At 60.7% G+C, this 17,942-nt stretch carries 17 protein-coding genes; 15 read left to right on the top strand and 2 right to left on the bottom strand.

Annotated elements, in window-relative coordinates; all coding sequences use genetic code 11:
• Positions 1 to 15 precede the first annotated feature (15 nt).
• From FFM53_RS25010 to FFM53_RS24975, 8 genes are all read left to right on the top strand, one after another.
• Entirely contained in the window at positions 16 to 759 is a 744-nt protein-coding gene (locus FFM53_RS25010; protein ID WP_003550551.1) for a FadR/GntR family transcriptional regulator, read from the top strand.
• Positions 743 to 2,341, top strand: coding sequence for an ABC transporter substrate-binding protein (locus FFM53_RS25005; protein WP_138390378.1), 1,599 nt, complete (start codon positions 743 to 745; stop codon positions 2,339 to 2,341). Before FFM53_RS25010 ends, FFM53_RS25005 begins: the two co-directional genes overlap by 17 nt.
• 71 nt (positions 2,342 to 2,412) lie before the next feature.
• Positions 2,413 to 3,372, top strand: coding sequence for an ABC transporter permease (locus FFM53_RS25000; protein WP_138390380.1), 960 nt, complete (start codon positions 2,413 to 2,415; stop codon positions 3,370 to 3,372).
• 2 nt (positions 3,373 to 3,374) lie between these two features.
• Positions 3,375 to 4,253: an ABC transporter permease gene (locus tag FFM53_RS24995; protein WP_003550548.1), complete on the top strand. Its 879-nt coding sequence runs from the start codon at positions 3,375 to 3,377 to the stop codon at positions 4,251 to 4,253.
• Between the two features lie 18 nt (positions 4,254 to 4,271).
• The gene (locus FFM53_RS24990; RefSeq protein WP_138390382.1) at positions 4,272 to 5,189 is read left to right on the top strand and encodes a dihydrodipicolinate synthase family protein; all 918 of its coding nucleotides are present in this window, start codon (positions 4,272 to 4,274) and stop codon (positions 5,187 to 5,189) included.
• An 8-nt stretch (positions 5,190 to 5,197) separates the two neighbouring features.
• Entirely contained in the window at positions 5,198 to 6,214 is a 1,017-nt protein-coding gene (locus FFM53_RS24985) for an ABC transporter ATP-binding protein (protein WP_138390384.1), read from the top strand.
• The gene (locus tag FFM53_RS24980) at positions 6,215 to 7,168 is read left to right on the top strand and encodes an ABC transporter ATP-binding protein (RefSeq protein ID WP_138390386.1); all 954 of its coding nucleotides are present in this window, start codon (positions 6,215 to 6,217) and stop codon (positions 7,166 to 7,168) included.
• A 25-nt stretch (positions 7,169 to 7,193) separates the two neighbouring features.
• Complete coding sequence (locus tag FFM53_RS24975; protein WP_138390388.1) at positions 7,194 to 8,129, top strand: dihydrodipicolinate synthase family protein; 936 nt, start codon at positions 7,194 to 7,196, stop codon at positions 8,127 to 8,129.
• Between the two features lie 102 nt (positions 8,130 to 8,231).
• Here FFM53_RS24975 and FFM53_RS24970 read toward each other — a convergent pair whose 3' ends face one another.
• A complete protein-coding gene (locus FFM53_RS24970; protein WP_138390390.1) occupies positions 8,232 to 8,996 on the bottom strand; it encodes an IclR family transcriptional regulator in 765 nt (254 codons plus the stop codon).
• Between the two features lie 193 nt (positions 8,997 to 9,189).
• On the opposite strand from FFM53_RS24970, the gene FFM53_RS24965 reads away from it, so the two are divergent.
• From FFM53_RS24965 to FFM53_RS24935, 7 genes are all read left to right on the top strand, one after another.
• On the top strand, positions 9,190 to 10,764 hold the full coding sequence (locus FFM53_RS24965) for an ABC transporter substrate-binding protein (protein WP_138390392.1): 1,575 nt from the start codon (positions 9,190 to 9,192) through the stop codon (positions 10,762 to 10,764).
• Between the two features lie 147 nt (positions 10,765 to 10,911).
• A complete protein-coding gene (locus FFM53_RS24960; RefSeq protein ID WP_138390394.1) occupies positions 10,912 to 11,766 on the top strand; it encodes an alpha/beta hydrolase in 855 nt (284 codons plus the stop codon).
• Positions 11,763 to 13,373 carry a gamma-glutamyltransferase gene (ggt, locus tag FFM53_RS24955; RefSeq protein WP_138390396.1) on the top strand — a complete coding sequence of 537 codons (1,611 nt, stop codon included), beginning with the start codon at positions 11,763 to 11,765 and terminating at the stop codon, positions 13,371 to 13,373. The genes FFM53_RS24960 and ggt overlap by 4 nt, the downstream gene beginning before the upstream one ends.
• Before the next feature lie 129 nt (positions 13,374 to 13,502).
• Entirely contained in the window at positions 13,503 to 14,477 is a 975-nt protein-coding gene (locus tag FFM53_RS24950) for an ABC transporter permease (RefSeq protein ID WP_072641174.1), read from the top strand.
• 5 nt (positions 14,478 to 14,482) lie between these two features.
• Positions 14,483 to 15,397 (top strand): ABC transporter permease, encoded by a 915-nt coding sequence (locus FFM53_RS24945; protein WP_138390398.1) that lies wholly within the window; start codon positions 14,483 to 14,485, stop codon positions 15,395 to 15,397.
• Positions 15,394 to 16,371, top strand: a complete 978-nt coding sequence (locus FFM53_RS24940; protein WP_138390399.1) for an ABC transporter ATP-binding protein — start codon at positions 15,394 to 15,396, stop codon at positions 16,369 to 16,371. The genes FFM53_RS24945 and FFM53_RS24940 overlap by 4 nt, the downstream gene beginning before the upstream one ends.
• Positions 16,371 to 17,375: an ABC transporter ATP-binding protein gene (locus FFM53_RS24935; protein ID WP_138390515.1), complete on the top strand. Its 1,005-nt coding sequence runs from the start codon at positions 16,371 to 16,373 to the stop codon at positions 17,373 to 17,375. The genes FFM53_RS24940 and FFM53_RS24935 overlap by 1 nt, the downstream gene beginning before the upstream one ends.
• A gap of 50 nt (positions 17,376 to 17,425) precedes the next feature.
• Here FFM53_RS24935 and FFM53_RS24930 read toward each other — a convergent pair whose 3' ends face one another.
• Entirely contained in the window at positions 17,426 to 17,851 is a 426-nt protein-coding gene (locus tag FFM53_RS24930) for a CBS domain-containing protein (RefSeq protein WP_017957358.1), read from the bottom strand.
• Between the last annotated feature and the right edge of the window lie 91 nt (positions 17,852 to 17,942).

The following is a 17,942-nucleotide window of genomic DNA, read 5'->3' as shown; positions in this document are numbered from 1 at the left end:
GAAAGTGACCGGGGCATGACATTGAAATCGATGAAGCCGCTGACGCGCGCCCCGCTGTTGCATGTCTCCGTGCAGGAAAGTCTGCGCGCCTATATCGACGACAATGGCCTTGCGCCGGGAACCCTGCTTCCGGCGGAAGGAGAGCTTGCCACCCAGCTCGGTGTCAGCCGCAATTCGCTGAGGGAAGGCATCAAGGCGTTGGAATCGCTCGGCGTGCTGGAGACGCGGCGCGGCGTCGGCATCTTCGTGAAGGCCTTTTCCTTCGAGCCGCTTCTCGACAACCTCGCTTACGGCCTCGGCGGCGCCCTGCGGCAGATCGAGGAGGTCCTCGAAATCCGGCGTACGCTGGAAGTGGGATTGATCGGCAAAACGATCGACGTGATCGGCGAGGAGGACATCGCCGAGCTGCGCGCCACGGTCAATCGGATGCGCGCCCATGCCGAGCGGGGCGAAACCTTTGCGGAAGACGACCAGCTGTTCCACCGACTGCTGTTTCGCTGCCAGGACAATGAAACGCTCGTGCGGCTGATCGATGTCTTCTGGCTCGCCTTCTACAAGGCATCGGATTTCGTCAATCTTGAAAATGCCGATCCGATGGCGACGTGGCGCGACCATGCCGCGATCGTCGATGCGATTGAGGCAAAAGATCTGGAGGAGGCGCGCAGGCGCCTGGATCGTCACTACGAGGGCATCGCCCGGGTGATTGCCAACAACAAGACAAGTTCAAACGTGGGAGGAACACATGAAAAGACTGTCTAGATTATCCGTTATTGCGCTTGGCGCTCTGCTGTCGACGGCTGCCGTTCCGGCTCTTGTCGTTTCGGGCGCAGCAGCTGAGGCTCAGGCAGCCACGCTGTCGGGTGGCTTCGATGTCGGCCCCGGAGGCTTCCAGGGCAACTTCAATCCGCTCGCCGCGACCGCCGGCTTCACCTGGCTCAGCGTCTACTACGAACCGCTGATCGCCTATGACGAGAAGCTGCAGAAGGTTATCGGCGCGCTGGCAAGCTCCTACGAGGTCAGCTCCGACCAGATGACCTACACGTTCAAGCTGACGGACGCCAAATGGCATGACGGCAAACCGTTCACCGCCAAGGACGCGAAGTTCACCATGGGCCTTGCTATGGATGCGAAAACCGGCTCGGTGCTCGCTGCCCGGCTGAAGGGCATATCGTCGGTCGAGACGCCGGATGAGCACACTGTTGTCATCAAGCTCAGCGCGCCGAGCAGCAGTTTTCCCGACACGATGACCAAGGTGATGATGCTGCCCGAGCATGCGCTCTCCTCGATTCCGGCCGACCAATTAGCGAAGAATACCTGGTGGTCCACCGCTCCGATCGGCACCGGTCCGTTCAAATTCACCAAATACGTCTCGGATCAATATGTCGAACTTGCCGCAAACACCGATTATCGCGGTGGCAAACCTGCACTGGAACGTGTCATCAATCGTTATTTCGCCAACCCGGCCGCAGCAATCGCTGCGCTGAGATCCGGCGAAATCCAGTTCACCTATGTCGATTCCAACGACGTGCCGACCTTCAAGGACAACAAGGACTTCCAGGTCATCGAAGGCAACTCTTTCGTCGTCAACTATCTCGGCTTCAACCACGAATCCCCGCTCTGGAAGGATGTGCGCGTCCGCCAGGCGGTGATGTACGCGATCAATCGCGATGCCATCATCCAGAGCCTCTATGGCGGTGCGGCCAAGCCAGCCAATTGCGCCTATGTCGCCGACCAGCTGATACCCCAGGGCATAGACAGCTATGCCTATGATCCCGAGGAGGCCAAGCAACTGCTGACGGAAGCCGGCTGGGACCAGATCAATGGCGGCAAGCCGATCACCCTTCTGACCTATTACACCACGCCGCTGGCCACCAACGTGCTTGCCGCAGTCCAGGCGATGCTTGCCCAGGTCGGCATCAACATCGTCCCGCGCGCCGTCGATGCCCCGACCTATAACAGTATCGTGCTCAATGCGACGCCGGACATTGCCCAGTTCCAGTTGGTTTATGCCGGGCTGCAGAACGGGCCGGATGCCGGAAGCATCAATGTCGGCCTTAACGAGAAGCAGATCCCTCCGGCCGGACCGAATGTCGCCAGGGTTCGCATGCCTGACCTCACCAAGGCGCTCGATACCGCGCTGGCCGAGCCTGACAGCACCAAGCGGGATGCCGCCTACCAGGACGTCTGCAAGGTGATGAACACCAACCTGCCCTGGGCGACCCTCTGGGTGGCAAACCGCTACGGCATCGTCTCGACCAAGGTGAAGGATTTCGTCTGGACGCCGGCGCCTGGCGGCGGCCCCTACCAGGCCAACCCACAGAAATGGTCGATCGCCGAATAGGCGTTTTCCGCGAAAGCTTTGAGGGTGGCTTCGGCCACCCTGACAAGACGGCTCGATAAGACGGATTGCCGATGCTCCAATACAGTCTCAGACGCCTGATCATAGGAATGGGCATGCTCGTCGCCCTGAGCATGCTGATCTTCCTGCTGCTGCGCCTGACACCCGGCGATCCGATCGATGCCTATATCGATCCGAACCTGCCGATGTCGCCGTCAGACCTTGCCGATCTGCGCAGAAGCCTCGGGCTCGATCAGCCCTTGCCCGCGCAGTATCTGGGCTGGTTGCAACAGGCGTTGACGGGCAATCTCGGCTATTCGATCAAGCGTCTCGATCAGCCGGTTCTGGGTTTAGTGCTGTCACGGATCGGCCCGACAGTGCTCTTGATGGGCACCGCACTTGCCTTTGCCATCGTCGCAGGCATCACCTTCGGGGTGATCGGCGCCGTCCGCCGCAATTCGCTGGCCGATCTCTCCTTGTCGGTGATTGCGCTTGCCGGCATTTCCAGCCCGGCCTTCCTCAGCGCGCTGATCGGCCTTTATATTTTCTCCGTTCGTCTGCACTGGATGCCATCAGGCGGCATGCTGACGCCGGGCGAGGAATTCTCGCTCGGCGACCTCCTCCACCATCTGATCCTGCCAGCGGCACTTCTGTCTGTCGCGCAAGCCGCATTGATCATGCGTTACATGCGCGCTTCGCTGCTCGAAGTCCTGAACCAGGATTACGTGCGCACGGCCCGCGCCAAGGGCGTTCGCGAGTTCTGGGTCATCACCAAGCATGCCTTGCGCAATGCGCTTCTTCCGATCGTGACGCTGATCGGCTCCACCATCGGGCTTGCAATCGGCGGCGCCATCTTCATCGAGAGCGTCTTCAACTGGCCGGGCATGGGTCTGTTGCTCGTCGATGCCGTGCAGACCCGCGACTACCCCGTCATCATGGGCGCGACGCTCGTCATCGGCGCCTGCGTTATCGTCGTCAATCTTCTGACCGATATCACCTATGCGGTCGTCGACCCGCGCATCAAGGTGGGCTGATCATGCTGGCACGCTCTTCCGAACGCCGCAGCCCCGGACCACTTGCCCGCGCCTTCAGTCGGTTTCTGCTCAATCGCGCAGCCGTTGCCGGCGTCTGCATTGCCATTCCGATGCTGCTGCTGATCCTTTCCTATCCGCTATGGTGGGCTTTCCGGCCGAACGACATCGATCTTCTGGCCATGAATAGCGGCCCGACGGCAACGCACTGGTTCGGAGCCGACGGCGTCGGCCGCGACGTCTTCGCGCGCGTGCTCGAGGGCGGCCGGATTTCGCTGCTGGTCGCTGTCGCATCGACCGCGCTTTCGGCAGTCATCGGTTTTCTCTTCGGGGCAATCTCGGCGCTTGCAGGACGCTGGACGGACGCCGTCTCGATGCGCTTCGTCGATCTGGTGATGACCCTGCCGCCCGTCATCTTCCTGCTTGTGCTCGCTTCGATTGCCGGCACCGGCATCTGGCCGACGGTGCTGGTCATCTCGCTGCTCTCCTGGCCGCTGCTTGCGCGCATGATCCGCTCGCGGCTGCTGGAATTGCGCGAACGCGACTTCGTCATGGCCGCCCGCGGCATGGGCGCCGGCATCGGACATCTGCTCTTTCGCCACGGCCTGCCGAACTCGATCGATATCCTCGTGGTCTATGCAACGCTTCAGATCGCCAATGCCATCCTGCTCGAGGCGGGGCTATCCTTTCTCGGTCTCGGCATCGCCCCGCCGGCGGCAAGCTGGGGCAACATGCTGAACGCGGCCCGCTCGACCGCGGTGCTCGAACAATATCCGTGGCAATGGCTCTTCCCCGGCGCCGCGCTCATCCTTGCCGTCCTGGCAATCAATTTCATTGGCGATGGCCTCAGAGATGCCTTCGACCCGCGTGCCGAACTGAACTGACAATCGAAAGAAGCGAAAATGACCAAATTCAAGGGTGTCGTCCCCCCCGTCGTAACACCGCTCAATCCGGATCTCACCGTCGACTATCCATCCTATACACGCGTGCTCGAGCATCTGATCGATGCCGGCTGCCATGGCGTATTCGTGCTCGGCTCGACCAGCGAGGTGATCTTCCATGACGAAAGGACTCGGCGGGAAATCATCGAACATTCCGCCAAGGTGGTGAATGGTCGGGTGCCGCTGATCGTCGGCGTCATCGATCCGACCACCGATCGCGTCATCGCCCATGCGAAGGTCGCAAAGGCCGCCGGCGCCGATGCGGTCGTGGTGACGGCGCCATTCTATACGGTCACCAGCCAGTCGGAGATCCTCGACCACTTCCGTTATGTCAGAGACGCGGTGGACATTCCGCTGATCGCCTATGACATTCCCGTCTGCGTTCACGTCAAGCTGCAGCGCCAGACCGTGGTCACGCTTGCCAGGGAAGGCGCCATTATCGGCCTCAAGGATTCCAGCGGCGACGACGGCAACTTCCGCTATGCGCTCCTCGATCTTGCCGAACAAAAAGACGTCTTCCTGATGACGGGCTCCGAGATCGTCGTCGACACTGCCTTGCTGATGGGCGCCCATGGTGTTGTCCCTGGTATCGCCAATGTCGATCCGCATGGCTATATCCGCCTTTGGGATGCTGCCCAGCGCGGCGACTGGGTCGCCGCGAGGAAGGAGCAGGAGCGCCTCTGCCGCCTGTTCGAAATCGTCTGGGTCGCGCAGGGCCGGGTCAGCGGCGGCGCAGCCGGCATCGGCGCCTTCAAGACCGCCATGCGCAGCCTCGGCATCATTGATTCCGCTGTCATGCCGCGGCCGCGTGCATCCCTCAACGATGCCGAAACGGCGCGGATCGACGAGATCCTGCGTGTTACCGGCCTGCTGAACTGAGCCGACCGATGGGACAGACCGCCGAACCCGTACTCGACATCAGGGGATTGCGAACGATCTTCCGCATCCGCGGCGGCGAGATCACGGCGGTCAACAGTATCGACATGACTGTTGCCGCCGGCGAGACGCTTGCGCTCGTCGGCGAATCCGGCTCCGGCAAGTCGGTCACCAGCCTGTCGGTCATGCGGCTGCTGACCCGCAACATCGGCGTGATCGCCGCAGGCAGCATCCGCCTCGCGACCAGCGACGGCGTGGTCAGAGATCTCGTCTCCCTCGACGAAGAGAGCATGCGCAGGATCAGGGGCGACGACATCGGCATGATATTCCAGGAGCCGATGTCGAGCCTCAATCCCGTCTTCACCATCGGCGATCAGATCGCCGAGCCAATCCGCATCCATCGCGGTGCCGACCGCAAGGCGGCGATGAACGCAGCCGTCGCGTTGCTTGAAAGCGTCGGCATACCGGACGCCCGACGCCGCGCCGGCCAATATCCGCACGAACTGTCGGGCGGCATGCGCCAGCGCGCGACGATCGCCATGGCGCTCGCCTGTGATCCGGCGCTGCTAATCGCCGACGAGCCGACAACCGCGCTCGACGTGACGATCCAGGCGCAGATTCTCGACCTGCTGCTCAAGCTGCAGCGCGAGCGCGGCATGGCCATGCTCTTCGTCACCCACAATCTCGGCGTCGTCGCCGAAATCGCCCATCGCGTGGCTGTGATGTATGCCGGCCGGATCGTCGAAGAAGGGCCGGTCGGCGAAGTGTTTCGCAATCCGAAGCATCCCTACACGATGGGCCTCCTCGCCTCCATGCCGCGCCTTGGCGATGCGGCGCGGATGAAGCTGGCCGGCGAAAAGCTCGCGGCCATTCCCGGCATGGTCCCGAGCCTGATGAACATGCCTAGCGGCTGCGCCTTTTCCCCGCGCTGCAAATTCGCGATCGAAGCCTGTCGCGCTGCCGTTCCCGCGCTCGAACAGGTCAATCCGCAGCACCGCAGCCGCTGCATCCGATGGCAGGAGATCTAGATGAGCGCACCGCTGCTGTCCGTCCGCGACCTTTCGAAACATTATACCTCCCGTGGCACGCGGCTGAACATTCTTGAGGGCATCTCCTTCGATATCGGCAAGGGTGAAGTCGTCGGGCTTGTCGGCGAATCCGGCAGCGGAAAGACCACGATCGGGCGTTCTGTCCTTCGCCTCGTCGAGCCGTCGTCAGGCAGCGTCCGTTTCGACGGGACGGAACTCACGGCACTTTCCGCCTCCGCGCTCAGACGGCAACGGCCGCGCATGCAGTATATTTTCCAGGACCCCTTCGCCAGCCTGTCGCCGCGCATGACGATCGGCGAGATCCTGACGGAAGGTCTGAAGATCCAAGGGATCGGAACCGCCCGCGACAGGCTCGAACGGGCGCAGTCGGCGTTGGCCCAGGTCGACTTGCCCGCCGATGCGATCAATCGGTACGCGCATGAATTTTCCGGTGGCCAGCGCCAACGCATCGGGATTGCCCGTGCGTTGACCTTGTCGCCCGAATTCATCGTCGCCGATGAGCCGGTCTCGGCGCTCGACGTGTCGATCCAGGCGCAGGTGATCAACCTGCTGCGCGAACTGCAGCAGCGGCTTGGCCTGACCATGCTGTTCATCTCGCATGACCTGGCCGTCGTCGAATATATCTGCGATCGGGTGATCGTGCTCTATCTCGGCCGCATCATGGAAATCGCGCCGAGTGCCGATCTCTATGCGAGACCGCAGCATCCCTATACGCGCGCGCTGCTGTCGGCGATTCCATCGCCCGATCCGGATGCCCGCCGCAACAGGCAGATCCTGAAAGGCGATATTCCAAGTCCGGCCAATCCGCCGAGCGGATGCGTCTTTCGCACGCGCTGTCCGAGCGCGCTCGAGGCCTGCGCTGGCGCCGTTCCGCAACTGCGGGAAACCGCGCCCGGCCACTTCAAGGCCTGCATTCGCGACGACCTCAACTGATCCGTCATCCATCGGAGAAAAACAGATGACTGCGAAGACGCCGCATCCCGCCATCAGCGGAAATTGGGCGAGCCTGCTTCTACCGATCGCGGCCGATGACAGCATCGAATTCGACAAGCTCGGCGAAGAGATCGACATCCTCATCGATGCCGGCGTCGATGGTATCTATTCGAACGGCACTGCCGGCGAATTCCACAATCAGACGGAGGCGGAGTTCGCCAGGATCCAGGCAATGCTGGCCGAACGCTGCAAGGCATCTTCAACGCCATTCGTGATCGGCGCCTGCCAGCCCGACCCGCTGATCATGCTCAATCGCGTCCGCCGCGCCGCCGCGCTCGATCCCCGCGCGATTCAGGTCATATTGCCGGACTGGTGGCCGCTCAACGATGCCGAAGCGGTCGACTACCTGAAACGAGTGGCCGAGGTTGCCGACGGAATTCCGCTCATCCTCTACAATCCGCCGCATGCAAAACGCGCGCTGGCACCAAGGGAACTCGGCATGGTCTGCGCGGCAGTGCCTGAGGTGATCGGCATCAAGCTCGCCGATGGCGACGCCTCCTGGTATGCCGAGGCACGCCGGCATCTGTCCGGGCTTTCGCTCTTCGTCCCAGGCCATCATCTCGCAACCGGCACCAAGGAAGGTGTGGCAGCAGGCTCCTTTTCCAACGTGGCCTGCCTCAGTCCCCGCGGTGCTCAGACCTGGACGGTCTCGATGCGAAACGATATCGACGCCGCACTCGATCTGGAGCGACGCATCTGCACGTTTATGGACGCGCATATCGTCCCGTTTCGCCAGGAATTCGGCTATTCGAACGCCGCTCTCGACAAGCTTTTGAGTGCGATCGGCAATTGGGGACCCGCGGGCACCCGTTTGCGGTTTCCCTACCGCTCGATAGACATGGCAGAAGCGGTCAGGTTGCGACGCATCGCACGCTCCGAACTCCCCGATCTTTTTCCCTGAGTTTGCTCAAAGGACGGGCCTGGCACGAAACAAGCTGCGTTGGCTCGCCTTGATGGGTGTCGAACCGAAGAGACAAGGCCCGATGGCGCAGAACGAAAAGCTCTACCATCCCAGCCGAGCCGATATCTTGCTGGAGGCTTCCTTCAGCAGAACGATGAAGCGGTCGACATCGCTTTTTTGCGTGCGAAATGCCGGGGCGCCGACATTCACCGCGGCGATCACGGATCCGTCGAATGCCAGAACCGGCACCGAGACGGAGACGAGTTGCTCGCTGACTTCACCATAGCTCACACAAAATCCCTGGCGACGGATTTTATCCAATTCAGCAACCAGCTTGCCACGATCCGTGATCGTGCGCTTGGTCAGCCGCGGTAAAGTCTCGGGGATCATTTGCAACTGCACCTGGGGATGGAGATAGGCGAGAAGCACCTTGTACGAGCCGGCCGTGAGCGGCCGCCTTCGACCGATCATCGCCTGCACCCGCAAGTCGCGCATCGGTTCGAACTTTGCAATGCACAGGGATTCCCCATTGTCGATGATCCTGAGCTGGGTGGTTTCGTTCGCCTTCTGGCCGACTTCTTCAAGGATAGGATTGGCTATTCGCACCAGATCAACCTGTGTCGAGGCAGCAGTCCCGAGAATGATCGCAGTCGTCCCCAGCCGATAAGTGCCCGTATCGCTCTTGCGCACCAGGCCGCGCCGTTCCAGTGTGCGTAACATGCGCAAAATTCTCGGCTTGGTTTCCTCAAGGTTCTGCGCCACCTCGGTCAGTCTGATATCCGGGTTTTTGGCGACATTCAGCAATACGTCGATGCAGACATCAACAGATTGCACGATATCGCTTTTTGATGATTGTCTTTTGTCCATGGGACTAGAAGTTTCTCCGCGGTCAAGGCTGAAGGATTGGCATAGTTTCAAGTTACGTCTATCGTAACGCGCTTGTTTTCCGTTTGACAGCCCCCTTGAGGCCCCCTTACCAATTTGTGTCAAGAGTGGACGGGAACCCGCTCGTACCGACCAAGCAAGGTCGGCCCAAAAACGCTAAACCGGGATGGAAGAAATGGCCGCAAAAATATTGACGCGGGCAGCGATCGGGCTGCTCGGAACGATCGCTATTCCTGCAATGGTCGCCGCACAGGAAACCCCGCTGACGATCGGGATGTCGACGACGCCGACGACGCTGGATCCCCATGAAGACAGTTCCGCGCCAAACAATGCGACCTCGCGCCATATCTGGGACAGCCTCGTAAACCTCACGGGAACGTCGGCAAATGCCCCGGAACTCGCCACCGAATGGAAGGTCGTCGACCCGACCCACTGGGAATTCAAGCTGCGGAAGGGCGTGAAATTCCATGACGGCAGCGAGTTCAACGCCGATGACGTCATCGCTTCGCTTCTGCGTGCCCGCGACAAGCCCAGCCAGAGCTTTGCTTCCTACACCCGCAATATTGTCAATGTCACGGCCACGGATCCCTATACCATCGTCGTCGAGACCAAGGTTCCGGATCCGATCCTGCTGAATTCCGTCAGCCGAATTCGCATTATCAGCGCCGATTGCAAGGAGGCGCCGGTCCAGGATTTCGACAACGGCAAGTGTGCAATCGGAACCGGGGCCTATTCCTTCGTCTCCTATTCGCCAGGCAGCAACCTGACCTTGAAGCGCAATGACAGCTATTTCGCTGGCCCCTCGCACTGGTCGAACGTCACGCTCCGCTTCCTGCCCGATGACGGCGCCCGCCTGGCATCGCTTCTCTCCAACGAGATCGACATTGTCGAAACCCTTCCTGCCGATGGAATGGCACGCGTGGAAGCGAGCGATAATCTGCAAGTCATCAACGGCCTGTCTTCCCGCTTCGTTTATCTTGGCCTCGATGTCAGCCGCGATGTTTCACCTTTCGTGAAGGCTGCGGATGGCTCCGATCTCGACAAGAACCCGCTCAAGGATGAACGGGTGCGTCGTGCAATGCTGATGTCGATCAACCGGCCGGCAATCGTCGACCGCGTCATGCAGAAGAACGGCACGGTGGCCGACCAGTTCGTCACCCAAGGCTATGCGGGCTATTCCGAAAAAGTCGAGAAGGTGGGTTATGATCCCGCCGCCGCCAAGGCGCTTCTGGCTGAGGCCGGTTATCCCGATGGCTTCAGCCTGACCCTGCATGGCCCCTCTGGCCGTTACGTCAAGGATGCCGAAGTTCTGCAGGCGGTCGGCCAGATGTTCACGCGCATCGGCATCAAATCGAAAGTCGAGGTCCTGCCCTGGTCGATGTATTCGGAAGCCTACTCAAAAGGCACCTACAGCACCTATTTCGGCTCCTGGGGTGTGAACACGGGCGAAACCACCAATCCGACTGTTGCGCTCGTCGCCACGCGCGACGAGAAAAAGGGGACCGGCAGATATAACGGCGGCGGCGTGTCCGATCCGAAGATCGACGAGGTGCTGGCCAAGGCCAGTTCGACGCTCGATCAAGCCGAACGCGCGCCCCTTCTCGAGGAACTGTCGACCGAGACCTTCAACAACCTCTGGCTCCTGCCGATGCATTACGAAAACGTCGTGCTGGGCGCAAAGAAGACCGTGTCCTACACCCCGCGCGGCGACAAATATACGCTCGCTTACGACGTGAAGCCGGCGGACTAATGCATGTCGTCCAAAAGCGTGCAGCGGTTTTGGGACACATAAAGACTTGAAGTGCGTCGCATCGATCCATTCGATGTGGCGCGGTTTAAAACAGCAGCATGGGGCCGCACCAGGGCCGTCCCTTTCGTCATCTCCCAGGAGACATTCATGCAGGAACTTGGAACGGGCGAAGCCGTCGCCCGGGCGAAGGCCATCTATGACTATGGCCAGACGGCCATCTTCGCCTCTCAGGCCGATCCCCGCCTCCATATGGTGCTTTATGTGCCGCCGACGGCGGCAGACGGCCGCAAGCTCGACCTCCTGGTCGCGGTCCACGGCACCGGGCGCACGTCGGCCATCGACTTCCGCGACGGTTTTGCCGAATTCGGGCTCTACAACGATTGCGCCATCCTTTGCCCGATCTTCCCGGTTGGCGTTCTCGGCGATGGTGCGCGTTCCGGCTACAAGTTTCTAGAGGAAGGCGACATCCGCTACGATCGTGTCGTCCTCGCCATGGTCGCGGAGATGGCCGACAAATACCTCCAGGACTGGTCCAAATTCGCCATGTTCGGCTTCTCCGGCGGCGGGCATTTCGTGCATCGTTTCACCATCCTGCATCCGGAAAAGCTCTGGGCGGCATCGATCGGCGCACCTGGTTCCGTCACCCTTCTGGATCCGACGCGTGACTGGTGGGTCGGCATTCGGGATCTGGAAGCGCGCTTCGGCAAGGCCTTCCGGCCCGAAGATCTCGCCAAGGTGCCGGTGCACATGATCGTCGGCGATGCCGATCTGGAGACCTGGGAAATCACCCATAAACCGGGCGGCAAATATTATATGGACGGCGCAAACGACGCCGGCAAAACGCGACCGGAGCGCCTCGCCGCCCTGGCGAGCTCATTCCGCAAAGTGGGTGTCGATGTGACGTTCGATCGTGTTCCAGGCGTCTCTCACGACCGGATGAAAGTTCTGGGCCACGTCAAGGCCTTCCTGTCAAAGGTGCTGGAGGAGCGTCGCGCGAAATGAGAAATGCAACGATCGTGGCGCCTCAGCCGGAGGCAGTCGAAGCCGGCGCGGAAGTTCTCGAACGCGGCGGCAATGCCATCGACGCAGCACTCGCCTGTGCTTTCGTCCAGGGCGTGGTCGACCCGCAGATGGCCGGCATCGGCGGCTTCGGCTCCATGCATGTCTACATGCCGAAAAAGGGCGTGCACGAGATCCTCGAATTTTATGCGCGCGCGCCGTTGAAGGCTGCGCCGGACATGTGGCTCGACAAGATCAAGCACCAAAGCCGCGACGGCTTCGGCTATGTGCTTGAAGGCAATATTTCCGATATCGGCTACCTTGCCGTCTGCACCCCCGGCTCGCTCAAGGGCTATGAGACCGCGCTGCGCGACTACGGCACCTTCGATTGGGCCGATCTCATCAAGCCGGCTATCCGCCTTGCCCGTAACGGTTTCATTATCCGAAACCATATGCACTGGTATTGGGCCAAGGACCAGTCGAACGACGGTTTTGCCAACACGCTCGACAAGCTGCGCTTTTCTGAAACGGGCCGGAGAACCTATTTCCACGATGACGGCACGATCAAGAATGTCGGCGACCTGCTCGTCAACAAGGACATGGCAGAGACCCTCGAACGTATCGCGCGAAGCGGCGGCTCGGACATCTTCTATCACGGCGAACTGGCCGAGCAGATCGCTAGCGATTTCAGGGCAAATGGCGGCCTGATCGATCGGAAGGATCTGGCGCGTTACGAATTGTCGAAGGTAGAGCCGGTTTGGGGCGACTACCGCGACAACCGCATCGCCACCTCGCCTCCGCCAGGCTCGGGCTTCCCGATGCTGGAACTTCTGCATATCATGGAGCAGTTCGACGTCGGCTCGCTGCAGCATGGCAGTGCCGATCATGTCCGCATCCTGTTCGAAGCCATGAAGCGGATGACGATCGATAAGGACGCGCATATGGGCGATCCCGCCTATGTCGACGTGCCCTATGAAAAGCTGCTGTCGAAAGAGCATGCAAAGGCGCATGCTGGCGCGATCAAGGCGGGCGAGATCGCAAGTGTTTCGCGTCTTGATACCTCGCAGCGCGACACCACCCACATCTCGGTGATCGACAAGGACGGTAATGCCGTCGCGATGACCCACACTCTCGGCAGTCCCTCGGGTGCGATCACCGACGGCCTCGGCTTCATGTATAATGGCACGATGAGCCGCTTTAATCCGCTTCCGGGCAAGCCCGGCTCCATCGCGCCCGGCAAGCGGCGTCCCAGCTCGGCGGCACCGACGATCGTCTTCAGGGGCGATGAGCCCAGCATCGTCATCGGAGCGCCTGGCGGCAGCTATATCGCGCCCGCCGTTGCGCAATGCCTGATGAACATGATCGATTTCGACATGTCCGTGCTCGAAGCCGTCTCGGCGCCGAGGATCGTAGGGGTGTCAAACACGATCGACATCTGCAATCGCATTCGACACTCTGTCGAAGACGAGTTGCGGGCGCAGGGCTACCAGGTGGCGCGGTCGCCGCAGACATATGCGTTCGCCGCAGTCCACGCGATTAAGATTGACGGCGGCATCTCGAAAGGCGCGGCCGATCCGCAACGCGACGGGATGGCGATCTCCGTCACCTAAAGCATGTCGCGCAAAAGTGCGCAGCGGTTTTGCGATAACGACATGCGTAAAACAAAGACGTCGATTCAAAGTGTTACAGCGTCCTCTGCGGCTCTCGAAAAGACGTGCGGCGCTGTAGGGAGAGGTTGAATGGTCACATCCATTATCAGGCGGTTGATACAGGCGCTGTTCGTCGTTGTCGCGATGACGATCATTGTCTTCATCGGCGTCAATGTGATCGGCAACCCGGTCGACATCCTCATCAACCCGGACGCCAATCAGGCGGAGCGGGCGCTCGTTATCGCGCATTACGGTCTGGATCAGCCGCTGTGGAAACAGTATCTGCTGTTTCTCCAGGGACTTCTGCACGGGGACTTCGGCAACAGCTTCGTTTATGGGCGACCGGCGCTGGGTCTGATCCTCGAACGTCTCCCGGCGACGCTCGAACTGGCGATCACGGCTCTCGGCATCGCGCTGCTGTTCGGCCTGCCGCTTGGGCTGTATGCAGGGCTCTACCCCAATCGGATCTCCTCCAAGCTGATCATGAGCGGCTCAATTCTGGGGTTCTCGCTTCCGACCTTCTGGGTCGGTCTCATGCTGATCATGGTGTTTTCCGTCGAGCTCGGCTGGTTGCCGACAAATGGCCGCGGCCCAACGCAGGAGCTGCTTGGCGCACAATGGTCGTTTCTGACCGGGGACGGCATCAGGCATCTTCTATTGCCGGCCTTCAACCTGGCTCTGTTCAAGACGTCGCTCATTCTTCGGCTGACCCGCGCCGGCGTGCAGGAGGTCCTTCCCCAGGACTATGTGAAGTTTGCCCGCGCCAAGGGATTGCGAGAGCGGCGGATCATTTCCGTGCACGTTCTCAAGAACCTGATGATCCCGGTGGTGACCATCATCGGTCTCGAGTTCGGCTCACTGATCGCCTTTTCGGTCGTCACCGAAAGCATCTTTGCCTGGCCCGGCATGGGCAAGCTCATCATCGACTCGATCAACCTTCTCGATCGCCCGGTCATCGTCGCCTACCTGATGATGATGGTGCTGCTCTTCGTCGTCCTCAATTTCATCATCGATATCTGTTATACCCTTCTGGATCCGCGGGTCCGGCTGGAAGGAAAGGCTTGACCCTCATGGCCGAACCACAAACGCAAGACACCAGCGCTCCAACGCCCGAACCCAGTCGTCTCTCGAAAGGGATCGCGGATTTCTTCAGCTCTCCGGCAGCGGCGATCGCCTTCCTCACGCTGGTGATCATCTGTTGCCTGGCGCTGTTCGCGCCATGGATCTCTCCGCAAAATCCCTATGATTTGATGCAGCTCGACATCATGGATGGACGACTGCCGCCGGGGTCCGAATCCATGACCGGGCTTGTCTATCACCTCGGTACCGACAGCCAGGGCCGCGATATCCTGTCCGGCATCCTCTATGGGCTGCGCACGTCGTTATTGGTGGGCGTTCTGTCGGCTTTCGCCGCTGCCATCATCGGAACCTCAGCCGGACTGTTCGCCGCTTACATGGGAGGGCGCACAGAAACCGCGATGATGCGGCTCGTCGACCTGCAGCTGTCGTTTCCCACCATCTTGATGGCGCTCATGATGCTTGCCGTGCTTGGCAAGGGCGTGCCCAACGTGGTGATCGCACTGATCATCGCCGAGTGGGCGACCTATGCCCGCACGGTCCGCGGCACCGCTCTGGTCGAGCGCGAGAAGGAATATATCGAGGCGGCCCGGATGCTGCGCCTGCCCGGATGGCGCATCCTCTTCAGGCACCTGCTGCCGAACTGTCTTGCGCCGGTCATCGTCATCGCCACCATGCAGATCGCCCGGGCAATCGGCCTCGAAGCAACCTTGTCCTTCCTCGGTCTCGGTGCATCCGTGACCGAACCCTCGCTCGGCATGCTGATCTCGACGGGCTACCAGTATCTTCTGACAGGCCTTTACTGGATCAGCTTCTTTCCCGGCATTGCGCTTCTGGTCACGATCGCGGCGATCAATCTCGTCGGCGACCGGCTGCGCGATGTCCTCAACCCGAGGAACATGTCATGACCCCATTGCTGCAAGTGAGCAATCTTGTCACCGAATTCGGCGGCGGCAGGGGACGCCCCAGCCTTTGCGCCGTCAATGATGTGTCGTTCACTGTGGAGCGCGGCAAGGTCCTTGGTCTTGTGGGAGAATCCGGATCCGGAAAGTCGGTGACCGGCTTTTCGATCATGCGGCTCCTTGATAAACCCGGCCGGGTTGTCGGCGGCAGGGTCATCTTCGACGGCGCCGACATCGCGAAATATTCGGACGAAGAGATGCGGCAGCTGCGCGGCAAGCGGATCGCCATGGTATTCCAGGATCCGATGATGACGCTCAATCCGGTCCTGACGGTCGGAACGCAGATGGTGGAAGCCGTCCAGGCACACGAGCGAGTCTCGAAGGATGCCGCCCGGCAGCGGGCGCGGGATGCTTTGGCGCTGGTCGGCATACCAAGCCCTGAAGAAAGGCTTGCCGCCTATCCGCATCAGTTTTCCGGCGGAATGCGCCAGCGCGTGGCAATTGCCATCGCGCTTCTTCACAAGCCGGACCTCATCATCGCCGATGAACCGACAACGGCGCTTGATGTGACGATCCAGAGCCAGATCATTTCCGAATTCCAGAAACTCACGGAAGAGGGAAATACGGCGGTGATCTGGATCACCCACGATCTGGCTATCGTTTCAAGATTGGCCGACGAGATCGCCGTCATGTATGCCGGCCGCCTCGTCGAGACCGGACCGGTGGGCAAGGTTCTGACCGATCCTCACCATCCCTACACCGCCGGTCTGATCGCGTCCGTTCCTTCGCAAAACAGACGCGGAGAGCCCCTTCACCAGATCCGCGGCATGACGCCGGCGATTAACCGGCTCCCACAGGGATGCAGTTTTCGTACGCGCTGCGATCGGGCAACCGACGGCTGTCTGGTCATGCCGGCGCTCATGCCGGAAGGCGATCGCTCCTTCCGTTGCATTCATCCCGTAACGAAAGAGGTAGCATGATGACGGCGACCGCCGCGCCCCTAATCGAAGCGAGGAACGTGTCGCAGCGCTTCGGAGCCAAACCCGATCTCGCCGCCAAGATCGCGCTCAAGCTCAAACTGGCCAAACCGGCGCCTGTCGTTCACGCGCTTGATAATGTCAGCCTCAGCATTCGGCCCGGAGAGGTTGTCGGCCTTGTCGGTGAAAGCGGCTGCGGGAAGTCGACGCTCGGCCGCGCCATTGCAGGGATCACCTCACCAAGCCAGGGCCGCATTCTCTGGAAGGGGATGGATCGAAGCGCCATGTCGAAAGGCGAGCAGCATCAGTTTGGTCTCGCCAGCCAGATGATTTTCCAGAACCCGATGGCGGCTCTCAATCCGCGCATGACCGTCGAGCAGCTTATCTGGGAGGCGCCTCGAACGCATGGGCTTGCCCGCTCGACGGAACGCGACGCCTATGTCGACAGATATTTGATGCTGGCCGGTTTCGACCCGGCCATGAAAAAGCGATACCCGCACCAGTTTTCCGGTGGCCAGCGGCAACGCGTCAATATTGCGCGCGCGCTCGCCGTGCAGCCGAAATTCCTCGTCTGTGACGAAAGCGTCGCGGCGCTCGACGTTTCCATCCAGGCACAGGTCATCAACCTGTTCATGGAACTTCGTGACAAGCTCGACCTGACCTATTTGCTCGTCAGCCATGATCTCGGCGTCGTGGAACATATTTCCGACCGTGTTGCGATCATGTATCTCGGCCGCATCGTCGAAGAGGCGCCCGTCGAGGAGGTTTTCAGACGGCCCAATCATCCTTACACGAAAGCGCTCTTGGCCGAAGTGCCGCGCATCGAACCCGGCAAGCGGCAGTTCAAGCCCGTCGCCGGCGAACTGCCCAGCCCGATAAACCCGCCGAAAGGCTGCCACTTTCATCCGAGATGCCCGTTTGCGATGGACCGCTGTCGTGTGGAAGTGCCGGTGAAAAAGGAAATTGCACCGGGGCACTTGTCGGCTTGCCACCTCAACGATGAATGATCTCAAGCGATAGGATCGCTGATTGCTTCAGGCCTAACATCATCCCTGTTCTAATGTGCATGAGCGCCGCCCGGACGGGACACTTTTTTCAACCCGGCTCCCGCTGCAGCGGTGTCCGCCAGGGACGCATCGCCGAGCGAGATGACGCCGGTTAGGCGTTTGTCACGATTGACGACGGGAAGGCGGCGGACCTGGACCTGCCCCATATTGCGGGTCACGTCGTCGACATCTTCGTCTTCGAAACAATATTTGACATCGCGCGACATGACTTCGCGCACCTTTGCATCGCCCCCGAGTCCGTCGGCAAGCCCGCGCACGACGAGATCGCGGTCGGTGATCGTTCCGACGAGCCGGTCGTTGTCGCCGACCGGCAGGAAGCCGATCTGCCTGTCGGCCATGCATCTCGCGATTTCGGCTATCGTCTGATTAGGGTTGGCGATTTCTACATCGCGCGACATGATCTCTGACACTTTCATGGTCTTTCCTCCTGTTGTGCGGTTAGCGGAACGTCAAACGTTGCGGTGAGAGTCGTTCCGAAAGGAGGCGGCTCCGTTTATGCCCGCTCCT

This window comes from Rhizobium indicum, from assembly GCF_005862305.2.
GTDB classification, from domain to species: Bacteria; Pseudomonadota; Alphaproteobacteria; order Rhizobiales; family Rhizobiaceae; genus Rhizobium; species Rhizobium indicum.
The sequence above is the reverse complement of the archived record's forward strand: the minus strand, read 5'-3'. Positions and strand labels throughout refer to the sequence as shown.